A 21074-nucleotide genomic window follows, 5' to 3' on the forward strand; every position below is an offset into this window, starting at 1 on the left:
TACATGGGGTGGTCGGTGCGCGGGGGCCTCACGGCGTCCGGCGTACCGACCGTCCCGCCAGTACGTCCGTCCTGCGGCCGTCCTCCATCACGAACTTGCCGTCGATGAGGACGTGCGGGATGCCCACGGGCAGCGTGCGCGGAGCCTCGAACGTCGATCCCGCCGCGACCGTGTCCGGGTCGAACAGGACCAGGTCGGCGCGGTAGCCCTCGCGGACGAGACCACGGTCGGCCAGACGCAGTCGCGCCGCAGGGCGTGACGTGAGGTGCGCGACCGTCTCCTCCAGGGACAGCACGCCCAACTCCCGTGCGTAGCGCCCGAGATAGTGCGGGAACGTGCCGTACGCGCGCGGGTGCGGCTTGAAGCCCTGGAGTAGGCCGTCGCTGCCGCCGGTGTGCACGCGGTGGCGCATCATGGCCCGCACGTTCTCCTCGTGGCCGACGTGCTGGAGGATCGTCGAGCCGAGGCGGTCGTTGATGAGCAGCCGCCGCGCGGTCACCCACGGAGCCTCGCCTCGCATGTCCGCCGCCTGCTGGACCGTCTTGCCGACGCACGACGCGAGACCCGGGTCGGACACACCGGAGATCTCGATCGTCTCCCACTCGATCGGCACGCCGTGGCAGCCGTCGGAGCCGATGACCTCCATGTGGTGCCGGATCTTCTCGGCGGTGTCGTCGTCCTGGAGCCGCTTCATGACCGCGTCGGGCCCGCCCTCGCTCGCCCAGCTCGGCAGCATCGCGACGAGCGTCGTGCTGCCGGGGGTGTACGGGTACGTGTCGAGCGAGATGTCGGCGCCGTCGTCGAGCGCGGCGTCGAGCAGGGCGATCAGCTCGGGCGCCCTGCCCTTGTTCACGCCGAAGTTCATGGTGGCGTGCGCGAGGTGCAGCGGGCAGTCCGCCTCCCGCGTCAGCTCCACCATCTCCCGGTACGCGTCGAGCGCCCCGGCGCCGTACGAGCGGTGGTGCGGGCAGTAGTAGCCGTTGTACGAGGCCACGACCCGGCACAGCTCGGTGAGTTCGGCGTCCTTGGCGTACATGCCGGGTGTGTACGTGAGGCCCGACGACATGCCGACGGCGCCCTGTTCCATGCCCTCGGCGACGAGCTGCCGCATCCGGTCCAGCTCCTCGGGCGTCGCGTCCCGGTCGTCCCAGCCGACGGCGTACATCCGTACGGTGCCCTGCGGGATGAGGTAGGCGGCGTTGACCGCGATGCCCTGCCGGTCGAGGCGGTCCAGGTACTCGCCGACGGTGCGCCAGTCGAAGTCGATGTCCGACCCGTCGCCGTTCCACCCGGTGATCGCGCGGCGCACCTCGGCGAGGGTGCGGTCGTCGACGGGGGCGTACGAGAGGCCGTCCTGGCCGATCACTTCGAGCGTGACGCCCTGCGCGGCCTTGGCACTGTGGTCCGGGTCGCGGAGCAGGGCGAGGTCGCTGTGGGCGTGCATGTCGATGAAACCGGGGGCCAGCGCCAGGCCTTGTGCGTCGAGTGTGCGGCGGCCTGTCGGGCGTGGGCCTCCGGCCCCCTCCCGGTGGATCACGGTGATCCGGCCGTCCTGGACGCCGACGTCGGCGCGGTATTCCGGGGTGCCGGTGCCGTCGATGACGCGCGCGTCGCGGATGACCAGATCCATGGGGGCCTCTCTCTTGGGGGTGGTTGTTCGGGTGCGGGTGCGTCGCGGCCGGCCGCGCAGTTCCCCGCGCCCCTGAAATGCAGGCGCTGCGCGCCGCATTTCCCCGATGAGATGCCGCACGGAGTGCGCATCTCAAGGGGCGCGGGGAACTGCGCGACCAGCCCCCACCGACCGGCAGAAAAAAACCCGGCCTAGAAGAAGGTGTGGACGTAGTCCACTACCGTCCCATCCGCCTCGACGAGAGGAATCAGCTGCCACTTGTCGAACGACGTGCACGGATGCGAAAGCCCCATCCCGAGCCAGTCCCCCACCTCAAGGTCCTCACCCCGCTCGGTGCGGAGCCACCCGTGCTGGTCGGAGAGCCCCGTCACCCGCACACCGGCGGCCTCGCGGATCTCGCCGGTGCGCCCGTCCCGGACGACCTGAGCCTCCGGCAGGTCCAGGTCGTACGCCGCGTCCCGCTTGCCCGCGTTCGTGAACGCCTGTTCCGGCGTCGGGCGCGAGACGACCTGCGCCCACAGCCGGAACGCCGGGTGCAGCGCGCCCTCCTCGGGGACCCGGCTGAACGGCGTGAGCCGCTTGTAGTGGCCGTCGTCGTGCGACACGTACGCGCCCGAGCGCAGCAACTTGCAGACGGGGGCGGAGAGTTCGGGGATCTCGGCGAAGGCGTCGGCGACCGAGTCGAACCAGGCGCTGCCGCCCGCGCTGGCCACGATCTCGTCCAGGCCCGCGAACAGGCCCGCCTTGTCGAGGTCGACGAGCAGCCCGGTCAGGCGGCGCATGTACGCGCCCACGGTCTCGGGCGTCGCGTTCGGGACCTCGCCCTCGTAACCCGCGACGCCGACGAGGCGCAGCGTGTCCGCGGCCGCCACGGCGTTCGCGATGGCGATGCACTCGGCCTCGGTACGCACGCCGGTACGGGCCCCGTCGCCGGCGCCCAGCTCGACGACCACGTCGACCGGCCGGGACGCGCCCGCCTCGGACAGGGCTGCGTCCATCAGCTCGACGCCGCGCACCGAGTCCACGTAACAGATGAAGCGGAAGTCCGGGTCGCCGTCGAGTTCGGCCGAGATCCAGCGCAGCGCCGGGGCGTCGACGAGTTCGTTCGCCAGGAACACCCGCTGGGTGCCGAAGGCGCGGGCGACGCGGACCTGGTGCGGGACGGCGAGGGTGATGCCCCAGGCGCCGTGCTCGATCTGGCGCTGGAAGAGCTGCGGCGCCATCGAGGTCTTGCCGTGCGGGGCGAAGAGCAGGCCGTGCCGTGTGGCGTATGTCTCCATAAGGGCCAGGTTGTGCTCCAGGCGCTCGGCGGAGAGCGCGAGGACCGGGGTGGTGAAGCCCCCGGTGAACAGGTTCCGGCGCTGGGCGGCCAGCTCGCCGACGGTCAGTCCGTCCGCGTCCATGGGCAGGCCCTTGAAACGGTGGTCGACCAACTCGTCGGCCAGTCCGCGCAGGCGGTCGGCGGCCGCTTCCGCCTTTGCTGCGGCGGCTGCGGTGACGTCATTGTCGGCGGCCATGGAGCCTCCTCCTCGAAACTGCCGTTGCAATATATGCAACGGCCATTGCGTATGTCGCTTACTGCTGTCTAACATCCGAGCCAACGCCCGGTCAACGGAGCAATTGTCCCTTCTGGGCGTGCCCCACCAAGCCTGCCCCCAACGGGCGAGACCAGCCTGTCCAGCCCGCCCCGAGGAGCCTGAGGCCGTGACCACCACCGGACCTGCCGCATCCGCGCACCACGCCGTTGAGGCGGGCTTCGACGTCGTCACGCTCGGCGAGTCCATGGTCGCGTTCGCCCCCTCCGTGCCCGGGCGCCTCGCCGACGTACCGTCCTTCCACCGCGGCATCGGCGGCGCCGAGTCGAACGTGGCGTGCGTCCTCGCCGCCGCCGGACACACCGTCCGCTGGGTCAGCCGGGTCGGCGCCGACGGCTTCGGCGACCACCTCGTCCAGGCCATAGGCGCGTACGGCGTCGACACCACCGCCGTACGACGCGACACCGAACGCCCCACCGGCATCTACTTCCGCACCGCCGGCGACCGCGCAGGCGACGACCACGAAGTCGCCTACTACCGCGCCGGATCCGCCGCCTCCGCGATGACCGCCGAGAACATGGACCTCGCCGCGATCCGCTCCGGCCGCGTGCTCCACCTCTCCGGCATCACGCCCGCGCTCTCCGCCGGCTGCCTCGCCCTCACCGCCGACCTGACGGCGCGCACCCCCGCCGCCCGGCCCGTCGTCTCCTTCGACGTCAACCACCGCCCCGGCCTGTGGTCCCGCGCCGACGACGCCCGCGTCCTGCTCGACCTGGCCCGCGGCGCCGACCTCGTCTTCGTCGGCGAGGACGAGGCCGAGGACGCCTGGGGCATCACCGGCGGGCCCGACGCCATCCGCGCCGCCCTGCCCGAGCCCGCCACCCTCGTCGTCAAGCGCGGCGCCGACGGCGCGGTCGCCTACGACAAGGACGGCGTCCGCCACACCGAGCCCGCCCCGCGCGTGGACGTCGTCGCCGCCGTCGGAGCCGGTGACGCCTTCGCCGCCGGCTACCTCTCCGGCGCCCTGCGCGGCCTGCCCGTCCGCGCCCGCCTGCGCCACGGCCACCTCATGGCCGCCGCCGCCCTCACCGTCCCCGGCGACCTCGCGGCGCCCCCGAGCCGCGCCCTCGCCGACCGCCTCGCGGACCTGGACGACGCGGCCTGGGGCACACTGCACCTCGGCCCGGGGTGGACCGCCGACGGGGCCGTCGAGGAGGGACGTACGTCATGAGCCAGACCGTCGACCGAGCGCTGAGCATCCTGCCGCTCCTTGCCGAGGGGCCCGCCGACCTGGGCCAGGTCGCCGACCGCCTCGACGTGCACAAGTCCACGGCCCTGAGACTGCTGCGCACCCTCAACGAACACGGCCTGGTCTACCGCCAGTCCGACCAGCGCTACCGCCTCGGCGCCCGCCTCTTCGCCCTCGCCCAGGAAGCCGTCGAGAACCTCGACGTCCGCGAGATCGCGCACCCCCACCTCGTCGCCCTCAACGAGAAGACCGGACACACCGTCCACCTCGCCGTGTACGAGGAGAACGAGGTCCTCTACATCGACAAGGTCGAGAGCCGCTACCCCGTGCGCATGTACTCGCGCATCGGCAAGCCGGTGGCCATCACGGTCGCCGCCGTCGCCAAGCTGCTCCTCGCCGACCTGTCCGAGCCCGAGCGCCGCGCCATCGCCGAGAAGCTCGACTACCCCGCGTACACGTCCCGTTCGACCCCGAACGCCGGCGCGTTCCTCAAGGAGCTCGCCGCCGTACGCGAACAGGGCTGGGCCACCGACCTCGGCGGCCACGAGGAGTCCATCAACTGCGTCGGAGCGCCCATCCGGGGTGCGGACGGCCGCGTCGTCGCCGCGATGTCGATGTCCGCACCGAACGTGGTCGTCACGGCCGAGGAACTCCTCACCCTGCTCCCGCTGGTGCGCCGCACCGCCGACGCGATCAGCAGGGAGTACTCCGGATCCGTACCCGCCCCGAAGGGCGTCTCCTGACGCCCCGAAGGCCCACCGACACATCCCCCCAACGCCCGCCCCCTCCTAGGAAGTCACCGACGATGACCGAGAAGACCGCGCTCACCCCCGCCACGCACACCACCCCGCCCGCGAAGTTCTCGCACGGCGTCAGGAAGGGCAACATCCTTCAGGTCGCCGGCCAGGTCGGATTCCTCCCGGCCGTCGAGGGCCAGGCCCCCACCCCCGCGGGCCCGACCCTGCGCGAGCAGACCCTCCAGACCTTCGCCAACGTCAAGGCGATCCTCGAAGAGGGCGGCGCCTCCTGGGACGACGTCATGATGATGCGCGTCTACCTCACGGACGTGGACCACTTCGCCGAGATGAACGCGATCTACAACGCGTACTTCGAGGAGCAGGGCCTCAAGGAGGCCCCCGCCGCCCGCACCACCGTCTACGTCGGCCTGCCCAAGGGTCTCCTCATCGAGATCGACGCGCTCGCCGTCCTGAGCTGACCCCGCCGGCTCCCGCACCAGATCCCACCCGCTCCACCGCAAGCCGCCCGTCGTCCCGACGCGGCGCCCGATCCCCACGGGCGCCGCGCCGCGATCCCCCCTGCCCTGATCCCGAAAGATTCATGGAATTACGAGGTCCCCCCTCATGCCGTTCATGCCTCTCGCCGCGCCCGCGCCCGCCCCCGTGCCACCTCATACCGGTGGCCTCCTGACGATCGTCGGTGGCACTTCGGGCCTGCTCCTGTGCGCCGCGCTCGGGATCGTGCTGCTGCTCGTCCTGATCATCAAGGTCAGACTCCAGCCCTTCGTGGCCCTCCTGACGGTGTCCATAGCCGTCGGCCTCGCGGCCGGCCTCTCCGTCACCGAACTCTTCGGCACCGTCCAGCGGTCCGACGCCGTCTCCCTGATCGAGACCGGCATGGGCGGCACCCTCGGACACGTCGCGATCATCATCGGCCTCGGCACGATGCTCGGCGCGGTCCTCGAAGTCTCCGGCGGCGCCGAAGTACTGGCGTCCCGCCTCCTGAACCTCTTCGGCGAGAAGCGCGCCCCGCTCGCGATGGGCCTCACCGGCCTCATCTTCGGCATCCCCGTCTTCTTCGACGTCGGCATCTTCGTCCTCGCGCCGATCGTCTACGCGGCCGCCAAGCGCGGCGGCAAGTCGATGATCCTTTACAGCATGCCGCTGCTCGCCGGCCTCTCGATGACCCACGCGTTCCTGCCGCCGCACCCGGGTCCGGTCGCCGCCGCGGGTCTGCTGCACGTCCAGCTCGGCTGGGTCATCCTCATGGGCATCATCTGCGGCATCCCCGCCGTGCTCGCCGCCTGGGCCTGGGCCGCGTGGATCGGCCGTCGCGTCTTCGTCCCCATCCCGCACGACATGGTCGAGGCCGCCGAGGAGGCCAAGGCCGCGCTCGCCGCGGAGCAGCGCGAGGCGGGTGTGCAGCCCACCGAGAAGCCTGTCCCGCTCGGCGTCGTCTTCGCCATCATCGGCACCCCGCTGGTCCTGATCCTCATGGCCACGTTCTCCTCGATCGCCTTCGCCCCGTCCACGGGCCGCTCGGTCATCGAGTTCTTCGGCCACCCCTTCGTCGCCCTGACGATCGCGCTGCTGCTCGCGTACTACCTGCTCGGCATCCGCCGCGGCTGGTCCCGCAAGTCCCTGGAGAAGGTGTCCACGGCCTCCCTGAAGCCGGTCGGCAACATCCTCCTCGTCGTTGGCGCGGGCGGTGTCTTCGGTGCCGTCCTCAAGGGCAGCGGCGTCGCCCAGGCCCTCTCCGACACGTTCAACAACGTCGGCCTGCCGGTCATCGTCCTGGCCTACCTGATCTCCCTGGTCCTGCGCGTCGCCCAGGGCTCGGCCACGGTCGCGATCGTGACGACGGCGGGCATCGTGGCCCCGCTGCTGACGGAGGGCCACCACTCCCCGGCCTTCACGGCCCTCGTCATCATGGCCATCTCGGCGGGCTCGATCTTCGCCTCGCACGTCAACGACGGCGGATTCTGGATGGTGTCGAAGTACTTCGGCATCACGGAACGCGACACCCTCAAGACGTGGACCATCCTCGAATCGGTCCTGTCGATCGCGGGCTTCGCGGTGGCGGCGGTCGTCAGCCTCTTCGTGTAGCCGCCGCCCTTGTGCAGGGGGCTGGATCAGGGCGCGCCGGGCCCGGGAGATTTCTTCTTCCGGGCCCGGCGCCTCTTTGTTTTCAACGTCTTCAACGGGTGATTGCTGCGAGCCCGGAACAGTCGGCTCCACCGGCGGGGTCTGGCGCGTACACCCCGTACAGCGCGAAGAGCTGAGCGAACAACAGCAGCGCGACCACGCACACGAGCGCCGTCCGGGAGGCGGTGAAGCGCGGGGTGCGCCGGGGGCGCAGGCACGCGAGCACCAGTGAGGCCGCCGCGCAGACGGGCGCGGCCCACGCGGTTAGGTACATCCGCGTAGAAGGGCCCAGGTACGCGCAGTTGCGGAACGCGTCCCCGTCGAACGACACATGCGCGGCCAACAGCGCGGCCGAGACGACGGCGAGCACACCGGCGGCGACTAGGAGCCGGTCGCGGCTGCTTCTACGTTGGTGGGGCGGGGAGTTCGGGTTCGACGTCGCCATCCGCGCCATTCAACAGCAGGGCTCCCGGCCCCACAGCGTCGTCCGCCATACTTCGCTCCGTGGAGCAGCGCATAGACACCAAGAAAGTCACGCCCGTAGACGCCGCGGGCGCCGACCCGGCCTCGGTCCCCGGCTTCGCGCCGGTGGGTAAGGGGGCGACGGCGGCGGTGCCGGAGCAGGCGGACGCCGAACGCGAGCCGGACGCCGAGCCCGAGGCCTCCGTCGAGTCGGCCGAGTCATCCGTGGCGCTCACCAAGGAAGCCGAGTCGCTCACGAAGGAAGCCGAGTCGCCCTCTGAGCCGGAAGACTCGGCGGATGCCCCGGGGGACAACCCGGAGGACGACGACGAGGGCCCCGCCTTCTCCGCCTCCGACCGGCGCGGTTCGATCACCGCCGACAAGACCGGCGTCGTCCTCCAACTTGACGACCAGGAAGCCGAGTTCAGGTGGGACGAGATCGGCGCGGTCGAGGTCGGCACGTCCCGCCGGCGCCTCACCGTCACCGTCCACACCCCCGACAGCCGCTGGTACCCGAACGACGTCGAGGCCCCCGACAAGGCGCGCGCCCAGGAGTGGGCGGACGAGCTGGACAAGGTCCTGGACGCGTACTTCGAGGACTGACGTAGAGGACCGACTTCGAGGACCGCCTCCGAGAACTGACGGGCCCCCACCCCTCCCGTCCCTTCCCGCCCCCCTCCCGTGACGAGATCGCCACAGCCCTGTCGCGGTCCCGTACCGGCCCCTGGCCTGGCGAAAAGCCACGGCTATCGTGACCGCGTTCACGACGCCCGCGGAGGCGACGGAACTTCCGCGGATCTTCCGCAAGAACGAAATGGGGGCGGACGACATGGGCGTTCGTGACACGGGGGCGGTCTCACGGAGGCGCGCGCTGCGGCTGGCCGGTACGGGACTGAGCCTGGCGCTGCTGGGCGCGGGGGCGTGGGGCTGCTCGCCCGAGGACCAGGGCGATCAGAGCAAGCCGGACGCGGCAGCCCCCGGCAACGGCAAGGGCAACGGCGACGCCGACGCCGACGCCTTCAAGACCCCGCCCCCCGGCCAGGCCCCGAAGCCGCTGTGGGAGGCCGCCGCCGCCAACGACGGCCTGGGCGGCACCGCCTCCCTCGCGGTCATCGGCGACCTCGCCCTCGTGGCCGGCGACCCGCTCGTGGCCCGCGACCTCGTCACCGGCAAGGAGAAATGGTCCCGCAAGGGCGTCACGACCCCCGGCGCGCAGCTCATCCTCGGCGGCGGGACGCTGTACCTCGCGAGCGCCGAGTACGACGGTGACGTGGTCGGCCTCGACCCGGCCACCGGCAAGGAGACCTGGCGCAGCAGACTCGGCAAGAAGTTCTCGCAGCCGCGCCCGATCGCGGCCGACGACCGGCACCTCTACGTCTTCGCCGGCATCCTCGAGAAGGACTTCACGACCCCGAACAACGTGGTCGCGGCCATCGACACCACCTCCGGCAAGGTCGTCTGGCAGGAACAGCGCGACGCCGGCACCGAAGAAACCGGCATCACCGCCCAGGTGGCCGGGGACCGCCTCCTCTACACGGACTACCGCAAGAACGTCACTGTCCGCGACACCGCGACGGGCCACCAGGTGTGGACGAAGAAGATCAAGAACGCCAACTTCGACCAGTTCGCGGTGTACAAGGGCCTGGTGATCGTGGCCGACAGCCGCAAACTGCGCGCGCTCGCCCTGGCCGACGGCGCCGAGCGCTGGACCCTCGACACGGGTGACTTCACGAGCTTCAACGGTCCCCAGGTCCTCGACGGCGTCCTGTACGTGTCCGACCAGCTGCACGGCATGTGGGCGGTGACCCCGGAGACCGGCAAGACGGTCTGGCACAACAAGGACCTGCTCGAAAAGGCCGCCTCCGCCTGGCAGTTCACGAAGGTCGGCAACACCCTGTACGGGGCGACCCAGCTCGACGACAAGGGCGGCGTCCACGCCTTCGACGCGGCCACGGGCAAGCTGCGCTGGACGTACAACGACAAGTCCGGCGCCAACCAGCAGTGGTACCTGGCCGGCACGGGCAAGCGCCTCGCGGCGATGCACGCGAAGCACGTGTACGCCTTGCCGGCGGTCTGACGCGGGGAAGACGCGGGGAACTCGAAGTCACGCTGCCCAGGGGATTCCCAAGTTACCTACCGACCGGTAGAAAGCGAGCACACGTCTCCGTGGAGGCGGCGACGACCCTGCCACGCCAGGTCGTCGCCGTCTCACGCCAACTGTGACCCCTGGAGCCCGACTTGCTGCGTGTGACCCTGGTGGCCGCTCTGGCGGCCGCGCTGCTCCCGGTCTCTGCCGCCAGTGCCGACACCGTGAGTACGCCGCCCGCCCCGGTTGCCCCCGCCCTCACCGACGAGCACGGCCGCACGCTCACGCTGCGCGGCTGGAACGTAGAGGACAAGGAACACCGGGGTGACGCCGCCCTGTCCGCGATCACCGAGCAGACGTTCCGCGACATGCGGGCCAAGGGGTTCGACTTCGCGCGCCTGCTGATCTTCTGGGACGACCTGGAGCCGACGCGCGGCCACTACAGCCAGGCGTACCTCAAGAAGATCGGGCGCGTACTGGACTGGGCCCACCGTTACGACGTGAAGGTCCTCCTCGACGCCCACCAGGACGTCTTCGGCCCGGCGTTCGGGCATCGCGGCATCCCGGAATGGGCCACGCGCACGGACGGGCTGCCCTTCCAGCGGCACCCCGACGACTGGTTCTCGGAGTACTTCGAACCGGCCGTGCAGCGCGCCTTCACCCACCTCTACGAGGACGAGGACCTGCAACGCGCGCAGGCCCGCATGTGGAAAGTGGTCGCCGACCGCTTCGGCCACCACCCGGCGGTGCTCGGTTACGACGTGATCAACGAGCCGATGGGCGAGCTGCGTCCGGACGAGGACCTGGCGACGGGCGCCCGCCGCATCGAACACGACCAGCTGACGCCGATGTACAACCGCGTGGCGGACGCGATCCGTACGGAGGACCGGAACGGCTGGGTCTTCATCGAACCGACGCCGATCGTCGGCGAGGGCGTACCGACGGGCCTCGGCCGGGTGAACGACAAGAAGGTGGTGTACGCGCCGCACTTCTACAACACGGCGATGGAGGCGGGCGCGGACTACGACCCGTCGCAGGGCTGGGTCGATACGTACGAGCAGGCGGTCACCCAGTACCCCAAGGAGTACAAGGTCCCCGTGGTCGTCGGCGAATGGGGCCCGCTCAACAACTCCCTGCCGAACATGGCCCGTTTCTACCAGGACGCGATGGCCTCCCTGGGCCGTTACACCTCCGGCTGGGCGGGCTACGTGTGGTGCTACGGCGGCGGCTACTGCGCGGTCGACAAGACGGGCGCCTTCCGCCAGAACAAGGAACAAACGGCAGAACCGTACGCGGAAGCGGTGGCGGGAACGGTGCGCTCCTCGACGTACGACGCCGCGACCGGCACCTACCGCCTGACCTACGACTCCCCGACGCGCCGAGGCCCCCGCACGACGGACCTCTCCCTGCCCTCCGACGCCTGGAACATCACCGTCGAAGGCAAGGCCAAGCTGCACCGCCACGCCGGGGGACGGGCATGGGTGACGGCGGCACCGGGGGCACACGTGACGGTGACGATCACGCGCCGCTGAGGCAGCGTGACGGGAGCGGCAGTCCAGCGCTTCGTCCACCGGAGTGAGGGAATCGATGAACGCGTACGAGAGCGCGCACCGAAGTCTCCGTGCGATCTTGATGCCGGACTGCAACGCACTGAGGCGCGGCGGCTGTCTGGAGCTGTCAAGGACCACGGCGTCCTCTCCTCAGGGGCGTCGACGGGTGAACCGCTGTGGCAGATCCCCCGATTCCCACAGTTCATCTAGGCGGCGAAAGAAGGCGGGGAGGATCAGGATTCGCGGACGAACGTTGTGCAGTCCGGGCAGTCGTCGAGGTATCGATGCCGGCATTCAACGGTGTGCTGCAGGAAGGTGATGGCCTGCTGTCTATGGGTGACTTCAGCTTCTAGTGCCGCGATCTTCGCCCGCACAACCGCCTGTGCCGCCGACTTGGTCGGTGCCATGGCGGCGGTGACCTCCGGGAGCGAGAGCCCGACTCGCCGCAGTTTGAGGACGGTGCGTGCCTGCTCCAGGGCGTTGTCGTCGTAATTGCGGTAGCCGTTGCCGTCGCGACTCACCGTGAGTGCTCCGACGTCCTCCCAGTGCCGCAGCACGTGGGCTTCGACGCCGAGTTCTGCGGCTGCTTCTCCGATCGTCCTCAGCACACGTGCCTTGCCTTCGTGTCGACCTGAACCCCTAGCGTCTCGATCATGCCTGATCACCATTCATCGATCCTGGTCACCGGCGCTGCCGGCAACCTCGGCCGTGAGGTCGTCAACCGTCTCCGAGTGCGCGGCGCGCACGTGCGAAGCCTTGTGCGTCATCAGACAGGCCCGCGCCTCGGAGCCGAGTCGGTCGTCGGTGACCTCACAGATCCCATTCTCGTCCGTGAGGCGCTTGTCGGCATCGATACGGTCTTTCTCATCTGGCCACTGCTCGATTCGGCCCCCGCCCACGACCTGATCGCGGAACTCGCCGCAGCAGCACCCCGTGTCGTCTACCTGTCCACGACCGCGATAGACGACGACGCCGTTCGCCAAACCGATCCCATCATTCAGGTTCACGCGGACATGGAAGTGCTGCTCCGCGATGCAGGGCTGCGCCCAGTAGTGCTCCGAAGCGACACTCTGGCCTCCAACGCCCGTGGGTGGGCACAACAGTTGAGGTCGGGCGACGTGGTCTCAGGCCCGGACATGGCGCGTACAGCCGTCGTCGACGAGCGCGATGTCGCAGATGCTGCGATAGCCGTATTGCTCGCCCAGACCGATCAACTGACCGACGAAATCCATGAGTTGATGGGACCCGAGGTCCTGAGTCGCGCCGCGCAGGTCGCTCACCTCGGTGCTGCCCTCCGGCGCAGTCTGCGCTTCGAGCCGCTCGCCGTTGACCTCGCGCGATCCCGAATGCTTGCGGACGGCCGTCCCGAACCGCTGGTGGAAGCGTTGATCGCTGCCTCGGTGCGGCGACCGGAGTCGAACCGCATCACCGATCACGTCGAACGCCTCATCGGCCGAACAGCCGGCACATTTGCGCAGTGGGCCATCGACCACGCGGCCGAGTTCAACTGATCAGAACCCCGCTACACGCCCCACTAGGCCATCTCGCCGGAACATCGTCAAATTGCGTTGTGAGTCGCTTCACCGGGCTGTCAGCATCCCCGCATGGAGTCGCGAGTCGTCGGAATACCCGAGGTGGACGGTGCCGAGCAGGTAGCCGTGGTGATCGATGTGATGCGGGCGTTCACCACCGCCGCGTGGGCCTTTCATCGGGGAGCCGACAAGATCGTGCTCGCGCGGGACGTGGACGAGGCGCTGGCCATCAAGGCTCGTCACCCGGGGTGGCTTGCGCTCAAGGACGGGGCGTTGGTCAGTGGGTTCGACCTGGTCAACTCTCCCGCGCTGATTCGGGAGGCCGACCTGGGCGGTCGTACCGTCATTCAGAAGACCACCGCCGGAACGGTTGGGGCCCTTGCCGTTGTCGAGGCGAAGGTGGCGCTCTGCGCCAGTTTTGTCGTGGCCGGGGCGAAGGCGGTCGCGCCGCCGAGGACCTGGCCGGCGCCGAGTACCTGGACCGGCTCCTGGCAGGAGATCGTCCCGACCCCGGCCCCTACCTGCACCGCGCCCGCACATCCCTGGCCGCGGACGACCTCCGCGACGGGCGGCGCCTCGGCGCTCACCCCGCCGATGTGGAGCTGTGTCTGGAGGTGGACCGCTTCGACTTCGCGATGCAGGTCGGGCTGGAGGAAGGGATGGCGGTGCTGAGGCCGGTCCGGGACGAGCATGGGTGACGGCGACCCCGGGGGGCGCGCGTGACGGTGACGGCCACGCCGCCGCTGACGCCCCCGAACTGCTCGGCACCGGCTAGAGCAGGTGATCGGCCTTGCCGGCCTTGATGTCGAGGATGAGGGCGCGGAGGGCGTCGCGACTGTCCGTGAGATACGTTTCCTCGGCGCCGGCGACGCTGATGTAGGCGTTGCCTTGGGGGTCGGTGCCTAGGCGGAAGCAGGAATTTCCCTCGCCGCAGAACGCGTCTTCCCAGGTGATGTCGCTCATGGTAAGTCTCCTCAGAGGTCGGCTGCGATGTCGCGGATGAAGTCGCGCGAGGTGTCCGGCGCCAGGGCGATGTTCTCCATCCAGTCCAGGTGGGCGCGGTACTTCGCCAACTGGCCTTCCGCATGCAGGAAGTCCGGGCCGTGCGTGGTGTCCACCTGCACCGTGTCGAGTTGGGGAACAGGTCCCTCCGCGTAGAGGACGGTCTGCCCGGCACCGGGGAAGGCACCTGCCTCGAACGGAATCACCCTGACCGTGACGTTGTCATGCTCGGTCTGTTTCACGAGGTGGTCCAACTGCGCCCTGGCGATCTCACGGCCGCCGAACTGCATGCGCAGCGCCGCCTCGTGAACGATCGCGGTGAACGGTGTCGGTGCGTCTCCTTCCAGTACCCGCTGCCGCTCCACGCGGTGGGCCAGCCGCAAGGCGACCTCGTGCTGCGGCAGTTGTGGGATCACGACACGGAAGATGGCAAGTGCGTGGTCGGAGGTCTGGAGCAGGCCGGGGATGTGCATGGAATAGGCCGCACGCATGCGTACGGAGTGTGCCTCCAACTCGGCGATGTCCAGCAGACCTGGTGGAAGTGAGCCGCGGTAACGCTCCCACCACCCTCGTTGGCCCGGCCTGGCCATCTCCACCAGGGCCTCGACGTACTTCTCGTCACGGCAGTCGCAGTTGCAGGCGAGGGTGCGCAGGCGCTCGGCGCTGATGGCTCGGATCCCGGACTCGATGTTGGAGATCTTCGCGCGGTCGACGCCCAGCAGGCGGGCGGCGTACTCGGCGGACACATCCGCTGCCGTGCGCATCCGCCGCACCTCGGCTCCCAGGCGCTTCTGGCGCTCTGTGGGGGATGTCCTCGCTGCCATGCCCATCCTTTCGCGGGTCTACGCGAGCAGTCTGCCGCGCACCTGTGCGGCCGAGCCACGGATGGGTGCAAGTTTCACAGGGAGGGGGCTAATTAGCCCCCACATGCTCTACGTTTGGTAACGCACAGACTACTTACGGCAGTTGGCAGTGCATCGCGCGAGCCTGCCCGCAACCTTCCTCCCTGGGAGGGGCGGCCCCGCGCCAGGGAGACGAGCCACCGACGCGCCGCGCCACCCCCACCACGGCAGAGGAGAACCGAACCCCATGCCCCCAACGCCCCCGGCCCCTCCCGCTTCCTGGGAGTGCCACCTTCACCTGACGAACGACCCTCGGGCCCCACGCATCGCCCGCCACACGGTCCGTACCGCACTCCTGAACTACGCGTGCGCGCCCGAGACAGCGGACACGGCGGAACTGCTGACGTCGGAACTCGTCGCGAACGCGGTGCAGCACTCGGAAGGCCCGGTGGCCGTAAGGCTCCGCACGCGTGGGGGAGTTATCCGGGTAGGAGTGATGGACAATCACCCTGAACTCCCGGACCCTCTGCCCTGCACGATGGACGAGCCGTTCGGCCGGGGCCTGTTCCTGGTCGAGGCGATGGCGACAACGTGGGGCCGCTACTCGATGGCGGACAGCAAGGTGGTGTGGTTCGAACTGAACTGACCGTGGAAATTGGCAGATTCGGGCACCGCAGAGTCGGGCGACCAGGCATGGAAGCCCCGGCACCTGACCCAAATCTGCCAGTCGCCGAGTTGCGCGGGCGTCAGCCGGTCACCGGTACGCGGACCTCGTCGCGGATGCGGGCGGTGCGCTTGGCGAGGGCGTCGAGGTCGTACTTGTCGGGGGCGACGGTCCAGCTGTCCGGGCTGTTGTCGATGACCGCTCCCTGTGTGTAGTGGTCGGCCCAGGAGCAGACGGCCATGGTCAGCTCCTGGCCCCCCTCGGCCTTGGTCAGCACCTCGCAGGCCATCTGGTCACCGTCGGAGCTCTGCTCGGCCATGTCGCGCCGGGGGACGGCGACAGTCGTGGATTCGGCCTTCTCCATACCGTCAAGCAGACCCATCTTGGGGTAGAAGGGGTTCTGGCGGTCCGAATACGTACCGGTGTAAATGAGCCGCCCCGAGCCGGACTTGGCGTCGTACGACCCAGCCTTGGTCCGCAGGGATCGAGCGTACAAGTCGGAGCCCAGCGCCGAATTGTCGAACCGGTCACTGGCGTCCTGCCCAAGCCGGAACGAGCCGCCGTCGACGGTCTCGGGGAGGGTGAGCCGATACTGCTGCGCGGACACGTCGGGCGCCGAGCCACCGCGTTGCTGCATGCCCCGGATACCGCCGACCAGGACAACGGCCCCGACGATGCACCCGGCAACAATCGCAAGCGTCTTCCCTGCGCCACCGCTCTTCTTCGGCGAGGGCGGCGTCCCCCAACCGCCCATGGGAGGCGGACCGTACGGCCCTTGCGGCGGCACCCCGTGGGCCGGCCACTGCCCTCCGTACTGCGGGTAGCCGGGCGCGTGCGGAGCCCCGTACTGAGGCTGAGGCGCACCGAATCCGGGCGGGGGCGGCTGGTGGGGGGTGGTCATGCGTACTTCTTTCGTGATGGGAGGCGGCGTCAGCGGCTGAACCGCTGTGGCAGATCTCCGGATTCCCAGAGTTCGTCGAGGCGGCGCAGAAAGGAGGGGAAGTCGGACTGAAGGTCACGCCTCCCCTCCGGTGAAAGGCCCTCCAGGGGGTCGCTAAAAACTAGTCCGTCATTATCTGGCCCAGTCCAGCCCTTGAACCTCCGGCATGAAGCGCACCATGCATATGTAATGCGAGACGACCGCTCGCCCGTGGTGAATCGATAGATGTACACGCGGAGAGATTTCGCCCTGCATGCGGGGCAGACACGTTCAACGGGGAGATCTGTGAATCTCGGACCTGAAACCAGTTCGATCTCTTGGTCGCGAGTGAATTCCTGCACACATGGCATCATGACGGTGGGGAGTCAAACAGATCCACGAGATACCCCTTAAGCTCGGTCGTGAGTTCTGTGGGGTCGATCTCGCGCAAATGCAGAATGTGGTCACGCTGTACGTAGCCGGTCGACGTGAGTTCTAGAATTGCATGGAGCTGGGATTCCAAAGCGGCGAGGTCCTTCTCGCGGGCAGCGCTCATTGCGAGCACGGTCGCGAGAGCGGTGGCTTCGGCGGGAGTGTATGAATTGATCCAGTCGGTGACCTGGTCGGCGCCATGTTCACGTGAGCTGGAATCAATGTGCATGATTTGACGGAAGAGCTCCAGAAGGGATACGGAATTCAAGTGTGGTCACCAGCTCTGTGCTAGTACGGAAGCTTGAAAGGGATGCGCCATGGAATGTGGGTGGAATCTGCTGCATCTGGGTTGTAGTGCTGACTGTTCGGGTTGTGCACGTTGCGATGGTACAAATTGCCACCGTTGGCCGCGTTGGATCAGGCCGGAGCGTTATAGCGTGCTCCGCGTGTGCCATGCGATCTCGCCCCGTTCGTCGACGAGTTCGCTCGGGGTGCCGACCAGGTCGGTGATGATGGCGAAGAAGCGGGAGTCGAATTCCGAATGTGGGGCGTCTGAGGTCACGCCGATGCGTTCGGTTTGGGCTATGGGGCGTAGGCCCTGGTGGTCCCATGTGAGTGTGACGGGGTTCGGCAACTCCGGGGATGTCGTTGTCTGTTCGCACAGGGTCGTGCCGCCCTAGGTGAACGTCACCTGTTCCACGACTGTCTCGCCGTCCGGCGCCAGGCGGCACTCGGACGTGCGGCGGCCCAACGGGTCGTACGTGTAGCGCCAGCGCGTGCCGTCGGAGGTGATGGCCGACGTGAGGCGGTCTTCCGCGTCCCACTTGTACCGCCATGTGTCCGGCTTGCGGGACAGGCGGGTCTTCTGGCGGAGCGTGACGCGGCCGAGTGTCAAAGTTCGCAGTGAGGGGGAGACCGTCGTCGCTCAGCGGCAGAAGAACGGCAGTGCGCCTGAATTCGCCTACCAGCAAGTGGAATTCATGCCTGAGCTGTGCGGAAGAATCGTGCGAGACATGTGTGTCATGCGTCTGGGGCACAGCGTGTGGTGCTGGTGCTGGTGTGATCGCATCCGCGTAATCCAGAAGTCGCGATCTCGGTATGCCCCCGGCTGCTGTGCCGCCCCCGTTGTCAGCCATGCGGGGCATCATCACATTCGAATGTTGCCGAATGCAACGCGGGAATGAAGCGGCGGTACCGAGATGGCCTGATTGCCCCGGGTCGGCCAGGCAGGAACATCTGGGCGGCGTGCCAGGACGGGATTCCCCTGCGCGCACCCGTGGCTGGATCCTGCCGGACTGCGAGACGCCGGGGCCCTCGCACGACGGACCTCTCCCTCCCCTCGGACGCCTGGAACATCACTGTCCAAAGAGAGGCCGAGCTGCACCCCCACAGCGGGGGTCGGGCAGGGGTGGCGGCGGCACCGGGGGTGCATGTGACGGTGACGATCACGCGCACCTGAGGCAGCGTGAGGGGAGTGGCAGAAGGTTAACTACGCGGTGCCTCATTCCCCTGCCAGCTGAGCGAGAACTGCCTCGCAGTACTCCTCCGGCGGGAGATAACCGTGAGTCTCTACGTAGTGGACAATCATGGCGGGAGAGGTATAGATGGTCCCTCGTGCGCTGGTGACCCGCACCTCTCCGCTGCCGATGAAGGTCTCACCGCGTGACGTGTTCTCTCTGGCGGTTTGAAAATCGGGGCACAGATTACAGAAATGCGTGCCCCGGCAGACGCTCACCGCACCTGTCGCCAGGTCGGCGAGGGCGTCGACGAGTCCGGCAGGAGCCGGCCCCGTCGTGTACTCATGCTCCCGATCGAGCCAGCCGACGTTGAGCATTGCCTCGTTTACTTCGAGGTAGCTGTAAGAGCTGAGGTCGGCGAAGTAGGTCATCTTCTTCCCGAGGGAGTGGGGGTGGCAGTGGGCACGGCTATTCAGAGCTCTTCAAGTCGAACGGTGGCGCCCCGGCGACTTGATCGCCCAGCAGTTCCAGATCCTTCAAGGAAGAGTGAGCCAAGGCTCGCAAGTCGATCTATGCGGTTGATCGCACTCCCGGTTCGTCTTTGCAGGCGCGTGGTGTCCGGCCCGTTGGCGCTCCCGTACACGCCATAGGCGTGCCGGTGAGGAGTTCTCAGTAGATCCCGATTTGCCAGGAGGTCGTCAAATTGCGTTGTGAGTCGCTTCATTGGGCTGCCAGCATCCCCGCATGGAGTCGCGAGTCGTAGGAATACCCGAGGTGGACGGTACCGAGCAGGTGGCCGTGGTGATTGATGTGATGCGGGCGTTCACCACCGCCGCGTGGGCCTTTCATCGCGGGGTCGGCAAGATCGTGCTCGCGCGGGACGTGGACGAGGCGCTGGCCATCAAGGCTCGTCACCCGGGGTGGCTTGCGCTCAAGGACGGGGCGTTGGTCGGTGGGTTCGACCTGGTCAACTCTCCCGCGCTGATTCGGGAGGCCGACCTGGGCGGTCGTACCGTCATTCAGAAGACCACCGCCGGAACGGTTGGGGCCCTTGCCGTTGGCGAGGCGAAATTGGCGTTGTGTGCCAGTTTCGTCGTGGCCGGTGCGACGGCCGAGGTGTTGGCGGATGCCGGTGCCGACTCGGTGACGTTCGTGGCCACCGGCGAGGACGGCCGTGCTGCCGAGGACCTGGCCTGCGCCGAGTACCTGGACCGGCTCCTGGCAGGAGATCGTCCCGACCCCGGCCCCTACCTGCACCGCGCCCGCACCTCCCTGGCCGCGGACGACCTCCGCGACGGGCGGCGCCTCGGCGCTCACCCCGCCGATGTGGAGCTGTGCCTGGAGGTGGACCGGTTCGATTTCGCGATGCAGGTCGGGCTGGAGGATGGGATGACGGTGCTGAGGCCGGTCCGGATTCAATGAGGTGGCCACAGGTTGAAGACGGTGGTTCCGTTGTCACCAGCGACAGCGGTGGCTGGATTGTGCCGGACACCCCCTCAGGCACAGCAGCGCCGCCGGGGGAGCGGCGGCGCTGCGGTCAGGGGGGCAGCCCCACAGGGACTACGGGGGCTACAAGGCGTGTACGTGTGTGGCCACCGTCGTCGACCACGCGTTGCCCGACGTCGCGTCCCAGTTCGTCGACCACGTCATCGCGCCCCGCAGCGACGGGTACGTCCTCGGGGGCTTGAACGTGCCGCAGTTCGTGCCCTTCGTCAGGCAGTCGAGCGCCGCGTTGACCACTGACGGGGACACGTAGCCGCTGCCCGCCGCGCTTGTGGAGGCGGGGACTCCGAGGGCCACCTGGGACGGGGCGAGGCCGCCCTCCAACTGGACGCAGGCCAGCGCGGTCAGGAAGTCGACCGTGCCCTGGGCGTACACCTTGCCGTCGCAGCCGAGCATCGAACCGCTGTTGTAGAACTGCGTGTTGACCACCGTGAGGATGTCCTTCACGGCGAGTGCCGTCTTGAAGTACTCGTTCGACGTCGACTGCATGTCGATCGTCTGCGGCGCCATCGTCAGGACGAAGCCCGGACCCACCTTCCCCGCCAGGGATTTGAGTGCCTGGGACATGTACGTCGAATTCAGGCCGTTCTCCAGGTCTATGTCGACTCCGTCGAAGCCGTATTCCTGGGTGAGTGCGTAGACCGAGTTCGCGAAATTCGTCGCGGAGGTCGCGTCGTTGACGGAGACCGTTCCGTTCTGGCCGCCTATTGAGATGACGACCGACTTTCCGGCCGCCTGCTTCGCCTTGATGTCCGCCTTGAACGCGGCCTCCGTATAGCCGCCCAGGCCCGCCGAGTCGAGCGTGAAGTCGACCGCGCCCGGCATCGTCGTCGCGTCGGCGAACGCCACCGCGATGATGTCGTATTCGGCCGGTACGTCACTGAGCTTCTGGACCTTCGCGCCGTTGTCGAAGTTCTGCCAGTAGCCGGTGACGGCGTGGGCCGGGGGAGCGGTGGCCGCGTCGGCGGGTTGTGCGGGGCCCGCGGTGGCGGTGCCGATTCCGGTGAGGGCCAGGGCGAGGGTGGTGAGCGCTGCCGCGAGGAAGGGGCGTTTACCGGTCCGTTTGCCAGTCCGTTTGCCTGTCGTGCTTTCCATGCGCTTCTGCCTCCGGTTCAGATGTGGGGGGTGGGGCAGTTGTCGGTGGTACAAGCTGGTCCAGACCAATGCCGATGTCAAGGCATTGCGCAAGTTCGGGCGTACGGACCGGAGCGCTGGGGCACTGGTTCTCGCCAGGCGTCCGTCCACCTCCCCGTGAACACCAGGAAGTTGGGTGTTGAGCGGGCGGTGCGCGGATATGGTGCAGAAGCAGGAGAGCCGAGAGACCGGGGG

Annotated in this window: 21 protein-coding genes and 2 pseudogenes; 11 read left to right on the plus strand and 12 right to left on the minus strand. The window is 68.5% G+C overall.

The genetic code is table 11. The features are described 5' to 3' along the window. Positions 1 to 28 precede the first annotated feature (28 nt). Positions 29 to 1630, minus strand: a complete 1602-nt coding sequence (locus tag ABZ893_RS31505; RefSeq protein WP_361410729.1) for a D-aminoacylase — start codon at positions 1628 to 1630, stop codon at positions 29 to 31. 191 nt (positions 1631 to 1821) lie between these two features. Beyond that, positions 1822 to 3147, minus strand: coding sequence for an amino acid deaminase (locus tag ABZ893_RS31510; RefSeq protein ID WP_361410732.1), 1326 nt, complete (start codon positions 3145 to 3147; stop codon positions 1822 to 1824). Positions 3148 to 3334: 187 nt separating this feature from the next. Between ABZ893_RS31510 and ABZ893_RS31515 the strand changes: the two genes are divergently transcribed. The 4 genes from ABZ893_RS31515 to ABZ893_RS31530 all read left to right on the plus strand — a co-directional run bounded on the left by ABZ893_RS31515 (position 3335) and on the right by ABZ893_RS31530 (position 7257). Then, positions 3335 to 4396, plus strand: coding sequence for a sugar kinase (locus tag ABZ893_RS31515; protein WP_361410735.1), 1062 nt, complete (start codon positions 3335 to 3337; stop codon positions 4394 to 4396). Next, positions 4393 to 5157, plus strand: a complete 765-nt coding sequence (locus ABZ893_RS31520) for an IclR family transcriptional regulator (protein WP_361410738.1) — start codon at positions 4393 to 4395, stop codon at positions 5155 to 5157. The genes ABZ893_RS31515 and ABZ893_RS31520 overlap by 4 nt, the downstream gene beginning before the upstream one ends. A 62-nt stretch (positions 5158 to 5219) precedes the next feature. Then, entirely contained in the window at positions 5220 to 5630 is a 411-nt protein-coding gene (locus ABZ893_RS31525; RefSeq protein WP_361410741.1) for a RidA family protein, read from the plus strand. Positions 5631 to 5775: 145 nt separating this feature from the next. Then, positions 5776 to 7257, plus strand: a complete 1482-nt coding sequence (locus tag ABZ893_RS31530) for a gluconate:H+ symporter (RefSeq protein ID WP_361410744.1) — start codon at positions 5776 to 5778, stop codon at positions 7255 to 7257. A 91-nt stretch (positions 7258 to 7348) separates the two neighbouring features. On the opposite strand, the gene ABZ893_RS31535 is transcribed toward ABZ893_RS31530, so the two are convergent. After that, positions 7349 to 7741 carry a hypothetical protein gene (locus ABZ893_RS31535; protein WP_361410747.1) on the minus strand — a complete coding sequence of 131 codons (393 nt, stop codon included), beginning with the start codon at positions 7739 to 7741 and terminating at the stop codon, positions 7349 to 7351. 59 nt (positions 7742 to 7800) lie between these two features. Between ABZ893_RS31535 and ABZ893_RS31540 the strand changes: the two genes are divergently transcribed. The 3 genes from ABZ893_RS31540 to ABZ893_RS31550 all read left to right on the plus strand — a co-directional run bounded on the left by ABZ893_RS31540 (position 7801) and on the right by ABZ893_RS31550 (position 11376). Continuing rightward, complete coding sequence (locus ABZ893_RS31540; protein ID WP_361410750.1) at positions 7801 to 8361, plus strand: hypothetical protein; 561 nt, start codon at positions 7801 to 7803, stop codon at positions 8359 to 8361. A 148-nt stretch (positions 8362 to 8509) separates the two neighbouring features. Beyond that, positions 8510 to 9835 carry a PQQ-binding-like beta-propeller repeat protein gene (locus ABZ893_RS31545; RefSeq protein ID WP_361410752.1) on the plus strand — a complete coding sequence of 442 codons (1326 nt, stop codon included), beginning with the start codon at positions 8510 to 8512 and terminating at the stop codon, positions 9833 to 9835. Positions 9836 to 9999: 164 nt separating this feature from the next. Beyond that, complete coding sequence (locus ABZ893_RS31550; protein WP_361410907.1) at positions 10000 to 11376, plus strand: cellulase family glycosylhydrolase; 1377 nt, start codon at positions 10000 to 10002, stop codon at positions 11374 to 11376. A 251-nt stretch (positions 11377 to 11627) separates the two neighbouring features. On the opposite strand, the gene ABZ893_RS31555 is transcribed toward ABZ893_RS31550, so the two are convergent. Beyond that, on the minus strand, positions 11628 to 12002 hold the full coding sequence (locus ABZ893_RS31555; RefSeq protein ID WP_361410755.1) for a MerR family transcriptional regulator: 375 nt from the start codon (positions 12000 to 12002) through the stop codon (positions 11628 to 11630). A gap of 45 nt (positions 12003 to 12047) precedes the next feature. On the opposite strand from ABZ893_RS31555, the gene ABZ893_RS31560 reads away from it, so the two are divergent. After that, positions 12048 to 12905: an NAD(P)H-binding protein gene (locus ABZ893_RS31560; protein ID WP_361410758.1), complete on the plus strand. Its 858-nt coding sequence runs from the start codon at positions 12048 to 12050 to the stop codon at positions 12903 to 12905. A 93-nt stretch (positions 12906 to 12998) separates the two neighbouring features. Continuing rightward, positions 12999 to 13624 (plus strand): annotated as a pseudogene (locus ABZ893_RS31565) (2-phosphosulfolactate phosphatase). Positions 13625 to 13697: 73 nt separating this feature from the next. Here ABZ893_RS31565 and ABZ893_RS31570 read toward each other — a convergent pair. Together ABZ893_RS31570 and ABZ893_RS31575 are read right to left on the minus strand one after the other, a co-directional pair. Then, positions 13698 to 13889, minus strand: a complete 192-nt coding sequence (locus ABZ893_RS31570; RefSeq protein WP_361410760.1) for a hypothetical protein — start codon at positions 13887 to 13889, stop codon at positions 13698 to 13700. An 11-nt stretch (positions 13890 to 13900) separates the two neighbouring features. Further along, positions 13901 to 14752 (minus strand): helix-turn-helix transcriptional regulator, encoded by an 852-nt coding sequence (locus ABZ893_RS31575; protein ID WP_361410763.1) that lies wholly within the window; start codon positions 14750 to 14752, stop codon positions 13901 to 13903. 265 nt (positions 14753 to 15017) lie between these two features. Between ABZ893_RS31575 and ABZ893_RS31580 the strand changes: the two genes are divergently transcribed. Continuing rightward, a complete protein-coding gene (locus ABZ893_RS31580) occupies positions 15018 to 15416 on the plus strand; it encodes an ATP-binding protein (protein ID WP_361410766.1) in 399 nt (132 codons plus the stop codon). Between the two features lie 100 nt (positions 15417 to 15516). Here the strand turns inward: ABZ893_RS31580 and ABZ893_RS31585 are convergent, their stop codons facing one another. The 5 genes and pseudogenes from ABZ893_RS31585 to ABZ893_RS31605 form a co-directional block, all read right to left on the minus strand. Further along, positions 15517 to 16071: a hypothetical protein gene (locus tag ABZ893_RS31585; protein WP_361410769.1), complete on the minus strand. Its 555-nt coding sequence runs from the start codon at positions 16069 to 16071 to the stop codon at positions 15517 to 15519. Between the two features lie 652 nt (positions 16072 to 16723). After that, entirely contained in the window at positions 16724 to 17014 is a 291-nt protein-coding gene (locus ABZ893_RS31590; RefSeq protein ID WP_361410771.1) for a hypothetical protein, read from the minus strand. A 59-nt stretch (positions 17015 to 17073) separates the two neighbouring features. Continuing rightward, positions 17074 to 17178 (minus strand): hypothetical protein, encoded by a 105-nt coding sequence (locus ABZ893_RS31595; protein ID WP_361410774.1) that lies wholly within the window; start codon positions 17176 to 17178, stop codon positions 17074 to 17076. Positions 17179 to 17218: 40 nt separating this feature from the next. Further along, positions 17219 to 17674, minus strand: a pseudogene (locus ABZ893_RS31600) (hypothetical protein); the annotation flags it as partial. A gap of 612 nt (positions 17675 to 18286) precedes the next feature. Next, entirely contained in the window at positions 18287 to 18673 is a 387-nt protein-coding gene (locus ABZ893_RS31605) for a hypothetical protein (protein WP_361410777.1), read from the minus strand. Between the two features lie 313 nt (positions 18674 to 18986). On the opposite strand from ABZ893_RS31605, the gene ABZ893_RS31610 reads away from it, so the two are divergent. Continuing rightward, positions 18987 to 19664, plus strand: coding sequence for a 2-phosphosulfolactate phosphatase (locus ABZ893_RS31610; RefSeq protein ID WP_361410780.1), 678 nt, complete (start codon positions 18987 to 18989; stop codon positions 19662 to 19664). A 147-nt stretch (positions 19665 to 19811) separates the two neighbouring features. Here the strand turns inward: ABZ893_RS31610 and ABZ893_RS31615 are convergent, their stop codons facing one another. Continuing rightward, positions 19812 to 20840, minus strand: a complete 1029-nt coding sequence (locus ABZ893_RS31615; RefSeq protein ID WP_361410783.1) for a chitinase — start codon at positions 20838 to 20840, stop codon at positions 19812 to 19814. Positions 20841 to 21074 lie beyond the last annotated feature (234 nt).

The organism is Streptomyces sp. NPDC046821, from assembly GCF_040645335.1.
In the GTDB taxonomy this organism is placed as follows: domain Bacteria; phylum Actinomycetota; class Actinomycetes; order Streptomycetales; family Streptomycetaceae; genus Streptomyces.